The organism is Rhodococcus sp. NS-SX18 (assembly GCF_057367935.1).
Map to the genome: position 1 here is coordinate 4,924,484 of NZ_CM170633.1, position 13,806 is coordinate 4,938,289.

The 13,806-nt window shown below is 71.2% G+C and carries 13 protein-coding genes; 4 read left to right on the plus strand and 9 right to left on the minus strand.

The window, feature by feature from the left end:
* Positions 1 to 57: 57 nt before the first annotated feature.
* The 4 genes from AC2IPW_RS22540 to AC2IPW_RS22555 all read right to left on the minus strand — a co-directional run bounded on the left by AC2IPW_RS22540 (position 58) and on the right by AC2IPW_RS22555 (position 4,917).
* The gene (locus tag AC2IPW_RS22540; protein WP_486375750.1) at positions 58 to 822 is read right to left on the minus strand and encodes an SDR family NAD(P)-dependent oxidoreductase; all 765 of its coding nucleotides are present in this window, start codon (positions 820 to 822) and stop codon (positions 58 to 60) included.
* A 107-nt stretch (positions 823 to 929) separates the two neighbouring features.
* The gene (locus AC2IPW_RS22545; protein ID WP_486375751.1) at positions 930 to 1,979 is read right to left on the minus strand and encodes an NADP-dependent oxidoreductase; all 1,050 of its coding nucleotides are present in this window, start codon (positions 1,977 to 1,979) and stop codon (positions 930 to 932) included.
* 74 nt (positions 1,980 to 2,053) lie between these two features.
* Positions 2,054 to 3,541: a class I adenylate-forming enzyme family protein gene (locus AC2IPW_RS22550; protein ID WP_486375752.1), complete on the minus strand. Its 1,488-nt coding sequence runs from the start codon at positions 3,539 to 3,541 to the stop codon at positions 2,054 to 2,056.
* 308 nt (positions 3,542 to 3,849) lie between these two features.
* The gene (locus AC2IPW_RS22555) at positions 3,850 to 4,917 is read right to left on the minus strand and encodes an enoyl-CoA hydratase/isomerase family protein (RefSeq protein WP_003934406.1); all 1,068 of its coding nucleotides are present in this window, start codon (positions 4,915 to 4,917) and stop codon (positions 3,850 to 3,852) included.
* Positions 4,918 to 4,962: 45 nt separating this feature from the next.
* Between AC2IPW_RS22555 and AC2IPW_RS22560 the strand changes: the two genes are divergently transcribed.
* Together AC2IPW_RS22560 and AC2IPW_RS22565 are read left to right on the plus strand one after the other, a co-directional pair.
* Positions 4,963 to 6,195, plus strand: a complete 1,233-nt coding sequence (locus AC2IPW_RS22560) for a CoA transferase (RefSeq protein ID WP_486375753.1) — start codon at positions 4,963 to 4,965, stop codon at positions 6,193 to 6,195.
* Positions 6,192 to 7,589 (plus strand): amidohydrolase family protein, encoded by a 1,398-nt coding sequence (locus AC2IPW_RS22565; RefSeq protein ID WP_486375754.1) that lies wholly within the window; start codon positions 6,192 to 6,194, stop codon positions 7,587 to 7,589. The genes AC2IPW_RS22560 and AC2IPW_RS22565 overlap by 4 nt, the downstream gene beginning before the upstream one ends.
* 119 nt (positions 7,590 to 7,708) lie before the next feature.
* Here AC2IPW_RS22565 and AC2IPW_RS22570 read toward each other — a convergent pair whose 3' ends face one another.
* Positions 7,709 to 8,137: a DUF4247 domain-containing protein gene (locus AC2IPW_RS22570; protein WP_003934424.1), complete on the minus strand. Its 429-nt coding sequence runs from the start codon at positions 8,135 to 8,137 to the stop codon at positions 7,709 to 7,711.
* 180 nt (positions 8,138 to 8,317) lie between these two features.
* Between AC2IPW_RS22570 and AC2IPW_RS22575 the strand changes: the two genes are divergently transcribed.
* On the plus strand, positions 8,318 to 9,652 hold the full coding sequence (locus AC2IPW_RS22575; RefSeq protein WP_486375755.1) for a YhgE/Pip domain-containing protein: 1,335 nt from the start codon (positions 8,318 to 8,320) through the stop codon (positions 9,650 to 9,652).
* 103 nt (positions 9,653 to 9,755) lie between these two features.
* Entirely contained in the window at positions 9,756 to 11,330 is a 1,575-nt protein-coding gene (locus AC2IPW_RS22580) for a bifunctional 3'-5' exonuclease/DNA polymerase (RefSeq protein ID WP_486375756.1), read from the plus strand.
* On the opposite strand, the gene AC2IPW_RS22585 is transcribed toward AC2IPW_RS22580, so the two are convergent.
* The 4 genes from AC2IPW_RS22585 to AC2IPW_RS22600 are packed head-to-tail and all read right to left on the minus strand — an operon-like array spanning position 11,309 to position 13,716.
* The gene (locus AC2IPW_RS22585; protein ID WP_486375757.1) at positions 11,309 to 12,166 is read right to left on the minus strand and encodes a DNA-3-methyladenine glycosylase family protein; all 858 of its coding nucleotides are present in this window, start codon (positions 12,164 to 12,166) and stop codon (positions 11,309 to 11,311) included. The genes AC2IPW_RS22580 and AC2IPW_RS22585 overlap by 22 nt on opposite strands.
* A complete protein-coding gene (locus AC2IPW_RS22590; protein WP_003934428.1) occupies positions 12,163 to 12,744 on the minus strand; it encodes a methylated-DNA--[protein]-cysteine S-methyltransferase in 582 nt (193 codons plus the stop codon). Before AC2IPW_RS22590 ends, AC2IPW_RS22585 begins: the two co-directional genes overlap by 4 nt.
* Positions 12,741 to 13,232 carry an RNA polymerase sigma factor gene (locus tag AC2IPW_RS22595; protein WP_003934429.1) on the minus strand — a complete coding sequence of 164 codons (492 nt, stop codon included), beginning with the start codon at positions 13,230 to 13,232 and terminating at the stop codon, positions 12,741 to 12,743. The genes AC2IPW_RS22590 and AC2IPW_RS22595 overlap by 4 nt, the downstream gene beginning before the upstream one ends.
* Positions 13,219 to 13,716: a methylated-DNA--[protein]-cysteine S-methyltransferase gene (locus AC2IPW_RS22600; protein ID WP_486375758.1), complete on the minus strand. Its 498-nt coding sequence runs from the start codon at positions 13,714 to 13,716 to the stop codon at positions 13,219 to 13,221. The genes AC2IPW_RS22595 and AC2IPW_RS22600 overlap by 14 nt, the downstream gene beginning before the upstream one ends.
* Positions 13,717 to 13,806: the final 90 nt, after the last annotated feature.

Here is a 13,806-nt window from a genome sequence, read left to right on the forward strand (position 1 = left end):
GTCGGTACGGGCGACGGTATGGGTCAGTGCGTTCTGGCGATCACGGGTTCGCCACAATCAGGCGGTCGACGTCCGGCCACCGTCGACCGGGATGATCGCACCGGTGGTGTAGGTGGAGCCGGGACCGGCCAGATACAGGGCGGCGCCGACGATCTCGTCCGGGTTCCCAGCTCGCTGCAGCGGCAGGGCGTCGAAGATCTCGTTGGCGTAATCCATGTCCCATGCTTTGCTGATGTCGGTGAGGAACGCACCGGCCATGATCGTGTTGACCCGGACGGTGGGCCCGTACGCCTGCGCGAAACCCTTGGTGAGGGCGTTCAGTCCCGCCTTCGCCGCGGCGTAGGGCAGGTCGTTCGGGGTCGGTCGCTCGGCCGCGATCGAACTGATGTTGATGATCGAACCGCCCGTACCGGCCGCCATCCGCGGCGCGATCAGGGCGGTGAGACGGAAAGGCCCTTTGAAGTTGACGTCGACGACCTTGTCGATCAGGGCTTCCGACACCTGGTCCAGGCTCGGGTACAGCGGGGCCATACCGGCGTTGTTGACGAGGACGTCGACGTGGCCGAACTCCTCGTAGACACGGTCGACGAGCGGTTCGTGGGCGTCCCAGTCGCCGACGTGGAAGGCCAGCGGAAGAGCCCGGCGACCGGTGGTCTCGGCGACCTCCGCAGCCAGCTTTTCGCAGCTCTCCACCTTGCGGCTGACGATCACCGTGTCCGCACCGGCCCGCGCGAACGCGAGGGTCATCTCCCGCCCGAGGCCACGGCTCCCGCCCGTGACGAGGGCGACCTTCCCTTCCAACGGCAGCGCCTGGTCAGTCATCGTATGGCTCCTTCGGATATGAGGCCACCCCGTGGGATTCGGGGCTGCGCCGGATTTCGGTAGGTTGGTGGGGCACCACAGGGGCGGTGCCGACGGATTCAATTCGCTCAGGTGCCGGCGTCCGCGGTGAGCGGGACCACGGCCTTCCCGGTGGCGGTGCCGTCGAGCATGCCGAGGAAGGCGTCCCACGCTCCCGCAACACCGCCGGGGAATTCGGTGTGCACAGGTCGAATTCGATTCGTTCGGATGAGATCGGCCATTTCGGACTCGAATTCGTCACGGGCATCGAGGTGGTCGCCGAGGAGGAAACCCTCCATACGCGCGCGCCGCCAGATGAGCTTGAGGAGATTGCTCGGGCCGGGCTGCGGCGCGGCCGAGTTGTAGATGCTGATCATTCCGCACAGCGCGATCCGGGCGTGGTCGTTGATCACCCGGATGGCGGCCTCGAGATGTTCCCCACCTACGTTGTCGAAGTACACGTCCACACCCCTGACACCGAGTCGGCTCATCGCACCGCGCAGCAGATCCTTGATCGAGCCGTCGTGGTAATCGAATGCGGCGTCGGCTCCCAGGCTCCTCGTGAGCGCGACCTTCTCGGGGGACCCGGCACTTGCGATCACCGTGGCACCGCGCTGCTTCGCGAGCTGGACGACCGTCGAGCCGACTGCTCCGGCCGCTGACGAGACGAATACGACGTCGCCGGCCACGACGTGAGCGATCCGCTCGACGCCGACCCATGCCGTCATGCCGGGAATCCCCAGCAGGCCCAGGTGCACAGCGGGCGGGAGGTCGTCGTGCCGCAGGACACGGCACTCGGAGACCGGGACCAATGAATGCTCCCGCCAGCCGTGGTCGTGCAGGACGAGAGCACCGACCGGGACGGTGCTGTCGGAGGACCCGGTAACGCGCCCGACGGTCGGGGCGAGCATCGGCTCGCCGATCTCGTAGGGTTCCGCGTAGGTGGCCTCACCGCCCATGCGCCCACGCATGTACGGCTCGACCGACATCACCAGGTTCGCGACGCGGACTTCGCCAGGTCCGGGAGTGCCGATCGTCGTCGGCACGAGTTCGACGTCGGTGTCCCGTGGCCGGCCGGTCGGCCGGGCCCGCAGCACCCATGCGTGCTGTGTCGGATCTGCTGTGCCAGTGAGATTCACGACGGTCTCGTCCTCCGTGTCGGATCGGAACTGCGAAAGCTCTCATGAGCCCGGGCGGAACCCGGAAGGGGCGATCAGGCGACAGCGCAGATCCGGTCGACGAGATCGCGCCGCACGAGTTTGCCGGTCGGCGTCCGTGGCAGCTCGTCGACGAACACGACGTCGTCCGGGGTGCGCGAACTGCGCAGCCGCTCACGGCACCAAGTCCGGAACGACTGTGCGTCGTCGTGGATCTCGCCGTTCGGCACGATCACCGCGCAGATCCGCTCGCCCCATTCGTCGTCCGGCACTCCGATCACGGCCACCTCACGGACCTGGGCATGACATGCGAGAACGTCCTCGATTTCGGCCGGCGCGATGTTCTCGCCACCCCTGATGATGGTGTCGTCGGCGCGGCCGCCGATGTAGAGGAAACCGTCCTCGATCCGGGCGCGGTCCCGGGTGGGAAACCAGCCGTCCGCGTCGAGCACGGAACCCTTGCCCATGTACTCGCCGCTGACCTGCGCGCCCCGGACCCACAGCAGCCCCGTTTCCCCCTCCGCGAGAACGGTTACGTCGTCGTCGTCCCGGATCTGAGCCTGCATTCCGGGAACGATGCGCCCCGCAGAAGCAAGCCGACCGCGAAGGGTGGGTTCGGCGAACGCTTCCCGATGGTCCTCCGGACCGAGCACGGCGATCGTCGAACTGGTTTCGGTGAGACCGTAGGCATTCACGAAGCCGGTGTCGGGGAAGGCTGTCAACGCCTTTTCGAGGACCGGCTGTGGCATACGGGCTCCGCCGTACGCGAGGGAGGCGAGGGACGGCGTGCAGGCGGGAGCGCCGTCGAGGTGCTCCACGATGCGCGCGAGCATCGTCGGTACGACCATGGCGCTCGATACCTCCTCCTCTCGGACGAGATCGAGCCAGGCCCGGGGCGAGAAGTCGGGCAGATGCACCATCCGACGTCCGGCGTAGATGTTGCTGAGTACCGCACCCAGACCCGCGATGTGATACGGCGGGGTGCTGACGAGCGTCGCCTGTTCTTCTCCCGCAGAACCGAATTCGACGGTGTTGAGCAGATACGACAGCAGATGCCGGTGGCGCAGCAACACGCCCTTCGGCGCGGAGGTCGTCCCAGAGGTGAACAGCACGATCGCCGTGTCGTCATCGGTCGAGCGGTCTCCGGCCGCGCGTTCGGCTGTGCGCGCGAGTTCGAGGAACCGATCGGACGTGAGGATTCGATGCGAGATTCCGGAGAGCTTGTCGGCGTAGACGTCGTCGGCGACGACGAGCGGCCGGTCGAGGCGATCGATCAGCTCTCGCAACTGGTCGGCGGCAAGCCGGTAGTTCAGGGGAGCGAGCGGGACACCGGCCCGCGCCGAGGCAAACATCAGAACCGGCAGAACGGGGCCGTTCACGCCCACGAAGACGACGTGACCCGCGCCGAGTTCCTCCAGGAGCGTGGCTCCTCCGGCCGCAAGTTCGTCGAGCCGGCCGTAGGTCGTCCCGTCGGACCGACGGCCCATTGCGAGCCGATCGGGTGTAGCCGACGACGCCATGTCCAGGACCATTGCGATGCCCATTTTCACCACCTGTCTTCGAGCACTCTCACGTCGCGGCGACCTCTCCTGCCCTGCCGGCCGTCGCCCTCTCCAAAGGAAAGCGGGAAGTGCTGTACGTCACTTCTCTCTCTGGATGTGAACCATAGCAACTATGGCAATATTTGTGAAGGTAGTAGTAGTTCCTGCTGGTTGTGCTGCATTGCCCCAGGAATTGAGGTGCGGCGCTGCCCGGAGGAATCCCTGGAACGCAGCGCAGCCCTCCGACCGTGAGCGGTCGAAGGGCTGCGGCGAACTCGGAACTCAGACCTTGGTGGGGCTGGCGCGCTTGATCAGGCTGACCGCCTGATCTCGTCGATCAGACCCCATTCGAGCGCGCGCTGCGCGTCGAGTGCGGTGCCGGTGACGAACAGGTGCAGGGCGCGCCAGCGGCCGATGCGGCGCGGGACGCTGACGGTGCCGCCCGCGCCGGGAAGCAGTCCCATCGTCACCTCCGGGAGCCGGAAGACGGTGCCGGGGTCGGCGGCGATCCGGTGTGCGAAGGCCGGAACCTCGATCCCGGCACCGACGCAGTGCCCGTGCAGGTGCACCGTGGTGCGGTCGGCGAGCGCAGCGATCAGGCGTCCGGCGCCGCCGCGGGTGCGGATCAGGTGCGCCGTGGCGGTGTCGGGGGTGTGGCCGAACTCGTCGAGGTCGCCGCCGGCGCAGAACGACGGACCGGCTCCGTCGAGGATCACGGTCGTGATGGTGTCGTCGAGCAGCGGCAGGCGCAGCGCCTCGACCAGGGCGTCGCGCAGCGCGGTGCCGTAGGCGTTGCGCCGCTCGGGCCGGTTGAGCGTGATGCGCAGCGTGCCGCCGTCCCGGTCGATGAGGACCGGGTCGGCGACGGGCGGCGGCGGCAGGGGCCGGCCGAGGCGGCGGCGCTCGTCGAGCCAGCCACCGAACTCGGCGCCGCCCTGCAGGGTGGAGTAGGCGAGCGATTCCACGTCGATCGCTTCGGGCACCGGCAGCGTCTCGGTGATCCGCACGACCTGCCCGGCGACGAGCGCGGACTGCGGAAACCGGTCCACGCACGCGACGAACTCGGCGAGTGCGGCGTCGACGTCGGCGGCGGCGACCACGGCCCGGTCCGCCGGATCCGGGCCGGCCGCGTAGGTCAGGTCCAGCGCCGCCGTCAGCGGAGCAAGGACGGGCGGGACCGGGCCACTGGCCCGGCCGACGACCAGGCGGTCCAACGCGGGCACGCGCGCGGCCGCGGCGGCGGCCACCGACTCGTCGGCGCCGTCGAGGTCGACGATCAGCACCGGCTCGCGCAGCACCGCCCCGTCGCCGAGCACCGGGGTGTCCGCGGCGCCGTCCGCGAGGTCCGCCGCTGTGAGGGTCCGTACGCCTGTGTTCATGTCCGCCGTCCTGAAGTGGTTGTGCCGCAATGTAGCATCGGCCACGTGTCGACCCCTGCGTGCCCTGATCCGGTGCGGGACTGGGCCGAGAGCGGCATCGCCTTCCTCACCGGCCGTCCCGACGGCCCCCCGTTGATCCCGCCGGGCCGGGCGGCGACCGTCGCACGCGAGCGCACCGCGTGGATCGCCGAGGTCACCGGCGGCGCGGTGACCCTCGACGGGGCCGCGCTGCTTTCCGAACGCGCCGCCTTCACCGGGCATCGCCGGGCGGGCGCGACGTCGGCCGGCGGAGCGTGCCGGCTGCTGCCCACCGCCGACGGGTGGGCCGCCGTCTCCTGCGCCCGACCCGACGACCCGTCGCTGCTCGGCGCGCTCGTGGGCGCCGACGTGGGCGAGGACCCGTGGCCCGCGGTACAGGCGTGGCTGCGCGAGCACTCCGGCGCCGAGCTCGCCGAGCGCGCCGAGCTGCTCGGCGTGGCGGCCGGACCCGTTGCCCCGCCCGGCGGCCCCGTCCCGCAGACGCTGCGGCCGCTGAACGCGCGCCCGGTCGCCGGGTTGCGCGTGGTCGACTTCAGCGCCCTGTGGGCCGGTCCGTTGTGCGCACATCTGCTGGGGCTGGCCGGGGCGCGGGTGGTCAAGGTCGAGACCCCGTCGCGCCCGGACGGGGCCCGTCGCGGCAACGCCGAGTTCTACCGCCTGCTGCACGGCGGTCACGAGTCCGTGGTGCTCGACCCCACGCTCGTGCGCGAGCGTGAGGCCCTGGCGGCGCTCGTCGCCGCCGCCGACATCGTGATCGAGGCCTCGCGTCCGCGGGCCCTGCGCGGATTCGGGGTGGACCCGGACGGATTCGTGGCCCGGGGCGGGACCTGGATCTCGATCACCGCGTGCGGGCGCGCCTCGGACCGGATCGGCTTCGGCGACGACATCGCCGCCGGTGCCGGACTCGTCGCGCGCGACGGCGCCGGGCCGATGTTCGTCGGCGACGCGCTCGCCGACCCGCTGACCGGCCTGACGGCGGCGGCCTTGGCGATGTCCGCCCCCGCCGACGGTTCCGGGACGCTATGGGACATCTCGATGGCGGCGGTCGTGGCAGCCACCTTGACCTTGATCGAAGCCGTTGCTGGGCACGCGTATCGGCGACACGGCCGCTGGTGGATCGACACCGCGACGGGACCCGCGGCGATCGCGGAACCGCAGCGCCGCACCCCGCGCGGCGCCGTCGCCGCGCCGGGCCGGGACACCGCGTCGGTGCTCGCCGAACTGGGGATCGCGTCGTGACCGGCCTGCTGCTGCGCCGCGTCGAATTGCCGTCCGGTCTGCGCGACGTCGCGGTCCGCGACGGCCGCGTCGCACAGATCGGTGTCGGCCTCGCCGCCGACGGCGCCGAAGTCGTCGACGGCCGCGGTGGCGCGTTGCTGCCGGGGCTGCACGATCATCACCTGCATCTGCACGCGATGGCCGCCGACGCCGCCTCGGTGCGGTGCGGTCCCCCGCAGGTTCGCATGCCCGCCGAGCTGGCGCGCGCGCTGGACGCCGCGCCCGGCGACGGCTGGATCCGCGGGGTCGGGTACGTCGAGACGGTCGCCGGCCTGCTCGACGCCGCCGCTCTCGACCGGCTGCACGCACGGCGCCCGGTGCGCATGCAGCACCGAAGCGGCGCGGTCTGGATACTCAATTCGGCCGCTTCGGCGCTGGTCGGGCTCGAGTCGGCCGACCATCCGGGGGTCGAGCGCGACCACACCGGCCGCCCAACCGGGCGGGTGTGGCGCGCGGACGCCTGGCTGCGCGAGCGACTGCCCGCCACCGGCCCCCCACCGCTCGACGCCGTCGGCACGGACCTGACCCGGTTCGGCATCACCGGAGTCACCGACGCCACCCCGGACCTGCCCCCGGACTCACTAGCAGCACTCATCGACGCGCACACCACCGGCGCTCTCCCGCAGCGACTGCATCTGCTCGGCGCACCGGTCGGCGACGATCCGGCGTCCCGGCCGGCGACCGTGACCACCGGCCCCTACAAGATCGTGCTCGCCGACTCGGGGCTGCCCGACTTCGAGGCCCTCTCCGACACCGTCCGCCGCGCCCACGCCCACGGCCGCCCGGTCGCGGTGCACTGCGTCAGCCGCGAAGCACTCCTCCTGCTCTTGGCGGCGTTCGACGAGGTCGGCACCCTGCCCGGCGACCGGATCGAACACGGCGCACTGATCCCGGCCGAGTCGATCCCCGAGCTGCACCGCCACGATCTGTGCGTCGTCACCCAACCCGGATTCCTCACCCACCGCGGCGACGACTACCTCGACCGCGTCGACCCGCGGGATCTGCCGGACCTGTACCGCTGCCGGTCACTGGTCGACAACGATGTGCCCCTGGCGATGTCCAGCGACGCCCCCTACGGACCACTCGACCCGTGGGCGGTGATCGCCGCCGCAACCGACCGCCGCGCCCCCACCGGCCAAGTCGTCGGAGCACAGGAGACCATCACCGCCAACGAGGCCCTCGACCGCTACCTCACCCCGCCCGACCGGCCCGGCGGCCGACCGCGAACGGTCGTCCCGGGCGCGCCCGCCGATCTCGTACTGCTCGACTGCTCGCTCGCTGAATCGCTTTCCGCTCCTATCTCGAACTCATTGCGTTGCACAATTATTCGAGGAACGATCCGCTTTCTCCACTGAACGTGATGTCCGGGTGGCCGGCGCGTGCCGCGAGTGACCGAGCAGCATCTCGGATCCTCCGCGGAGAAGTACTCCGGCACCGTCGAACGGGTCCGATCCAGAGCGGTGTAGTGCCGCACCTACCTCACCCCTCGCTCGGATCCCGGCCGGTGCCCCGCTCCGGACGAGTCGGACCCGAACAGCGCCCCCAGCCGCTGCAGCAGACCCCGGCGCGGTCGCCGGTCGAGGTCCCGGACGGTGACTGTGCTGCCGCCCTCGGCCGCGGCCTCGACGGTCACGACGTCACCGGGGAATCGCAGCTCCCACCGGCCGCGATCGACCGTCTGCGCGGTCGGCTCCTGCCTGCGCACGATCGCCTCGACCGTCACCTGCACCGGATCCGGCGAGTGGTAGACCTCGGTGTTTCTCCTCGTCTCCCGATGCTCGTAGGTTTCGGCGATGTGATCCCGGCTCTCGCCGCCGCAGCCCGCGAGCAGCAGCGACGACACGAGCACCGGCACCAGCCGTTTCGCGACGGACGTCCGGCCCGCGTGCACGATCTCCCCCATGAAATCCCCCCGTATCGAATTGTTCCGCGGGGCACCATACAGTCCGGGAGTGAGCCGCCTCGCGGGCGTGCATGTTTCGTGTCTCGTACCACGAGACGGCGGGGAAGCATCCACATCTGACTACGGGTGTGCACAATTGAAGGGCACCGCACCGACTCCACACATCACGGAAGGCCTGGAATGAGTTCGACGGAGATCAGCGCCGACCCGCACGCCGGCACCCTGCGCAGCCCCCGCTTCTGGCTCGCGCCGGTCGTCGTGGTCACCGCTGTGATGGCGGCCCTGGCGGCCCTCTACATCGGCAGCATGATCAATCCGGCCGACAATCTGCACAGGTTCCCGGTCGCCATCGTCAACCAGGACGTCGGCGACGTGCTGCCCGGTTCGGACCAGCAGCGCAATCTCGGCGCCGAGATCACCGCCGCCGTCGCCGACGGGGTCGATCCGGCGGAGATCGACCTGCAGCAGGTCGGGATCTCCGGGGCGATCTCGGGGCTCGACTCGGGCCGGCTCTACGGCGCGATCGTGATCCCGAGCGACTTCACCAAGCGCACGTCCATCCTGGCGCAGGGCAGCGTGATCCCCGGCGACATCGAGAAGCCGATCATCACCGTCTACACCAACCCCCGCACCGGCACCTTCGGCAAGGGCATCGTCGAGTCGATCGCCGACCGTGCCCTGACCACCGTGAACACCACCGTCGGGGAGCAACTCACCACCACGGTCACCGACACCCTCGCCACCAGCGCCCCGGATCTTCAGCTGTCCGGCGGCAGCCGGTTGGCGCTGGCCGATCCCATCGACGTCCGCTTCGTCGAGCACAAGCCGCTGCCCGACGGCACCGGGCTGGGCCTGTCCGCGTTTTACTACACGCTCCTGCTCATCCTCGCGGGCTTCACCGGCGCCACCATCGTCAACTCGCTCGTCGACAGCGCCCTCGGATTCGTCCCCACCGAGTACGGACCGTGGTACGTCGACCGGAAGACGGCGCATCTGTCGCGGTTCCGGGTGCTGCTCGTGAAGTGGGCGATCATGGTGATCCTCGGGTTGATCGTCTCGGCGCTCTACCTGTGGATCGCCACCCTGCTCGGCATGCCGGTGACCCGTGCCCTGCTGCTGTGGGAGTACGGGGCCCTCGCAATCACGGCCGTGGGCGTCACCTCGATCTCGGTGATGGCCGTGTTCGGTTCCGCCGGACTGCTGGTGAACCTGTTGATCTTCATCATCCTGGGCCTGCCGTCGTCGGGCGGGACCGTGCCGCTCGAGGCGATGCCGCCGCTGTACGCGTGGCTGTCGACCTTCGAACCGATGCACCAGGTGTACGTCGCGACCCGGGCCATCCTGTACTTCGACGGCAGCGGCCCCGCCGGGCTGACCCGCGGCGTCCTGATGACCCTGCTCGGCCTCGGGATCGGCCTCGTGCTGGGCGCGGTCGTGACCCGGATCTACGACGTGCGCGGGTTCCACCGCCGCAGCGACGCCGAGCCCGCACTCGTTCCGGCGCAGGACGCGTGAGACAGGACCCCGCTGCTCCTCGAGGGCAGAGCAGCGAGGTCCCAGGTCCCGAAGGTAGCGTTCCGCTTCCGCCCGGCCCAGCCGCGACGGGGTGAAACGAGGGATGAAATCGGACGGGGTGCAGACTGGACGGGTGCGCACCGTCCTGGTTCCCGACACCGCCGGCGGGCAGTCGCCCGGCGGATGGACCGTTCCGGTCGACGCCGACGGACGACCGCTCGCCGCGGCCGAACACCACGACGACCTCACGGCATTCGTCCGGGGGTGCGAGGCGACGGACCCGCCACGGTGGATCTGGACCGGCACCGCCTCCGTCTACCCCGCACTGCTGCGCGGCGGAGCCCGCGTGCGCCGATGCCACGACCTCGCCTCGACACGCGCGATCCTGAACGTGCGCGCCGGGATTCCCGCACCACCGGAGCAATCGGTCGACGAGCGTCCGGGACTGTTCGACGTCGTCCCCTCCGCCGACCTCGACTCGGTGCTCGCCGAGTTCGCCCGGCAGCGCGCCGAACTCGGCGGCCGTGCCCGGCTCGAACTGCTCGTCGCCGCCGAATCGGCGGGCACGCTGGCCGCCGCTGAGATGGGCTTCGACGGGTTGCCGTTCTCCGCCGACGCCCACCGGCAGGTGCTCGAGCGCACCCTCGGGCCACGCCCCACCGACGACGGGTTGCCGCCTCGGATAACCGAACTGAACGCAAGGATCGGTGCGGTGTTCGGTCGTGCGCTCAACCCCGCCTCGCACACCGAGGTGCTCGACGCGTTCCGGCGCGAAGGCATCGAGGTGCCGTCCACCCGCAAACGGGTACTGCGCGAACTCGACCATCCGGCGGTGCCGCTGCTCCTGCAGCACCGGGATCTGTCGAAGCTGCACAGCACCAACGGCTGGCACTGGCTCGACACCTGGGTACGCGACGGCCGGTTCCGCCCGGTCTATGTACCCGGCGCCGTGGTGTCCGGGCGCTGGGCGAGCCGTGGCGGTGGCGCCCTGCAGATCCCGAAGGCGCTGCGGTCGAGCGTGATCGCCGAGCCCGGCCACGTTTTCGTGATCGCCGATGCCGGCCAGCTCGAACCGCGCATCCTCGCCGCGATGTCCGGCGACCCGCGGATGACGACGGCGGCGGGGGCCGAGGACCTGTACGCGCCGGTGGCGGCGACCACGTTCGGCGGCGACCGCGCGAAGGCGAAGGTGGCCGTGCTCGGTGTGCTCTACGGCGCGACGTCCGGCGAGTCACGGGCGTTGCTCACGATGCTGCGGCGGAGTTTTCCCGAGGCGGTGGAGTTCGTCGAGCGCGCCGCGCGGGCCGGGGAACGCGGCGAGGTGGTGCATTCGTGGCTGGGTCGCGCGTGCCCGCCCCCCGACGCCGGCTTCTTCACGCACGGCGACGCGCGGGCCCGGGGACGGTTCACCCGCAACTTCGTCGTCCAGGCGACGGCCGCCGAGTGGGCGCTGTGCGTGCTGGCCGATCTGCGCCTGCGCCTGGCCGCCGACGACGCCGGTGAACTCGTCTTCTTCCAGCACGACGAGATCGTGGTGCACACCCGCACGCCGGAGACTGCGACGGCACATCTGTCCGCCGCGGTGGGGTCAGCCACCCGGTTGCTGTTCGGTGACACGAAAGTGCGCTTCCCCATGCAGGTCTCGGTGCGCGACTGCTACGGCGCCGACGAGCCGTAGGCGGCGTACGTCCACAGGTGGAACGCGGCGTAGGCCCGCCACGGACTCCATCGCTGCACCCGGGCCGTCACCGCACCGGCGGTGTCCACGCCGAGGGCCCTGCGCAGCACCAGATCTCCGGCGGGACAGGCGTCGCGGTCCCCGAGCACGCGCACGGCGAGGTAATCCACGGTCCACGGCCCGATTCCCGGCAGCGCGAGAAGGTCCCGGCGGAACCGCACCGGGTCGGACGGGTCGAGACCGTCGGCTGCGGCGCGGGCGAGCACGAGCACGGTACGCACCCGGGCACCGGTCAGCCCCACCGCCGCCTGCAGTTCGTGCGGATCCGCACCCGCGAGCCCACTCGGCGACGGGAAGCAGCGCAGACCGTCGCGTCCCGGATCGCCGTAGCGCGCGACGAGGCGGCCGGCGAACGTGGCGGCCGCCGCGACGCTGACCTGCTGTCCCAGCACGGTCTGCACGGCGGTGTCGAACCAGTCCGTCGTTCCGAGCACGCGCAGTCCCGGCCGGGCCGCCACCATGGGCGCGAGGTACGGATCGGCGTCGAGCGCAGCGTCGATCGGGGCCGGGTCGGCATCGAGGTCCAGCCACCGCCGGACCGTCTGCTCGAGCTCGGGTAGGTCGCGACGGTCCGCGTCGATCCGGACGGACACGTGCTCGGAGCGGGGCCGGATCGCGACCACCGCGGGACTGTGCCGCCCCCGCACCGACCGGACGTGCGTGCCGGTGTCCACGTCGTGCCGTTCGAGGCCGGGGACGGTGTGGCCGCGCAGCGCGGCGAGCATCGGCGCCGCGGCCAGCGGCGGCGTCACGGTCGGCCGCAGGACGACGCTCACGCCGCGAGCTCGAGCCGGAGCAGGACGCGCTTGGCCTCCACTCCGCCCACGTACCGGCCGAGGTCGCCGTCGCTGCGCACCACGCGATGGCACGGCAGGACGACGGGCAGCGGATTCGTCGCGCATGCCGTGCCCACCGCCCTGACGGCCCGGGGGCTGCCCGCCACGGCCGCCACCTCGGCGTAGCTCGCGGTCCGGCCGTAGCCGGGCAGGTGCGTGATCACCTCGCGCCGGAAGCCCCGCGCCAGGCTCAGGTCGAGCGGCAGGTCGAACGTGGTTCGGGTGCCGCGGAAGTACTCGTCGAGTTGGCGGGCGGCGGTGTCGAGCCGCGCGGGCGCGGCCAGGATGCGGGGGCTGAGGTCGGCGGCGAGCCGGTCGAGGACCGCGTCGTGGTTCTCGACGGCGTAGGCGACTCGCACGAGTCCGGCGGGGGTGGCGGCGAGCAGCAGCGGTCCCACCGGGGTGTCGACGATGCGGTAGGCGACGTCGAGCAGGTCGGCGTCGGCGGCAGCGGCGGTCAGCCGGGCATGCAGGCGGGTCAGGTCGGCGGTGTCGACAGGGGACGGTTCGAGCGTCATGACGGTTCCTCCGTCGGATAGCGGCGGCGCAGCGCGGCCCGGCCGTCGGCGGCGGCGCGGCGCGCGGCGTCGGTGGAGTTGCCGAGGATCGTGGCGATCTCGGCGTAGGGCAGACCGACCACATGGTGGTAGACGACGGCAGCGCGTTGGGTGAACGGCAGCGCGGCGACCGCGGACCACAGGTCGTCGTCGGGTGCGGGGATGCCCACCTCGGCCGGGCGCTCCGGGAGAACGGCGACCGGTACCGGCGTGCGAGCCCGGGACCGATGGACGTCGACGGCCTTGCGATGGGCGATCGTCACGAGCCACGCTTCGACGTTGCTGCCCGGACGCAGCGCCGGGTAGGCCCGCAGGGCGGCGAGGAACGTCTCGGACCAGGCGTCGTCGGCATCGACGGGACCGAGCAGCGCACGGCACACCCGCAGGACGGTGCCGCCGTGTTCGGCGACGACCCGCTCGAACGGGGGCAGCGGGTCACTGGCGTGCACGGGTCACCTGCGCCTCCCGGTCGAGCAGGTAACGCTTGCGGTCGAGACCGCCGGCGTACCCGGTGAGGGTGCCGTCGCGACCGATCACGCGGTGGCAGGGCACCACGATGCTCACCGGGTTGCGGCCGTTCGCGGCGGCCACCGCCCGCACGGCGGTGGGGTGCCCGACCGCGGCAGCGAGCTCGGTGTATGTGCACACCGTGCCGTACGGGACGCTCTGCAGCGCCTGCCATACCCGGCGCTGGAACGGGGTCCCGTGCAGCTCGAGCAGCACGGTGAACTCGGTGCGCCGGCCCGCGAAGTACTCGTCGAGCTGCTCGATGATCTCCTCGAAGCCGGTCGCTGCGACATCCCCGAAGGCGTGCGGGCCGGGCCGGTGCCGGTGTTCGGCGAGGTACAGGCCGCTGAGGGACCCGTCGGTCCGCACCAAAGTCAGCGGTCCGATCGGTGAGTCGACGACCGTGTGGGTTCGCGTCGCGTTCACAAGTTCGATCCTTCCATCCGGCGTATACGAGGTAGACGCCTCCACGGACGGAAACGTGAGATCGATCCGTGACACAGTTCACCGGGTTGC

Coding starts and splice junctions, on each gene's coding strand:
- AC2IPW_RS22580 (WP_486375756.1), top strand. CDS start 9,756: ATGAAATCGGACGGGGTGCAGACTGGACGGGTGCGCACCGTCCTGGTT.
- AC2IPW_RS22590 (WP_003934428.1), bottom strand. CDS start 12,744: ATGACGCTCGAACCGTCCCCTGTCGACACCGCCGACCTGACCCGCCTG.
- AC2IPW_RS22570 (WP_003934424.1), bottom strand. CDS start 8,137: ATGGGGGAGATCGTGCACGCGGGCCGGACGTCCGTCGCGAAACGGCTG.
- AC2IPW_RS22555 (WP_003934406.1), bottom strand. CDS start 4,917: ATGAACACAGGCGTACGGACCCTCACAGCGGCGGACCTCGCGGACGGC.
- AC2IPW_RS22550 (WP_486375752.1), bottom strand. CDS start 3,541: ATGGGCATCGCAATGGTCCTGGACATGGCGTCGTCGGCTACACCCGAT.
- AC2IPW_RS22575 (WP_486375755.1), top strand. CDS start 8,318: ATGAGTTCGACGGAGATCAGCGCCGACCCGCACGCCGGCACCCTGCGC.
- AC2IPW_RS22540 (WP_486375750.1), bottom strand. CDS start 822: ATGACTGACCAGGCGCTGCCGTTGGAAGGGAAGGTCGCCCTCGTCACG.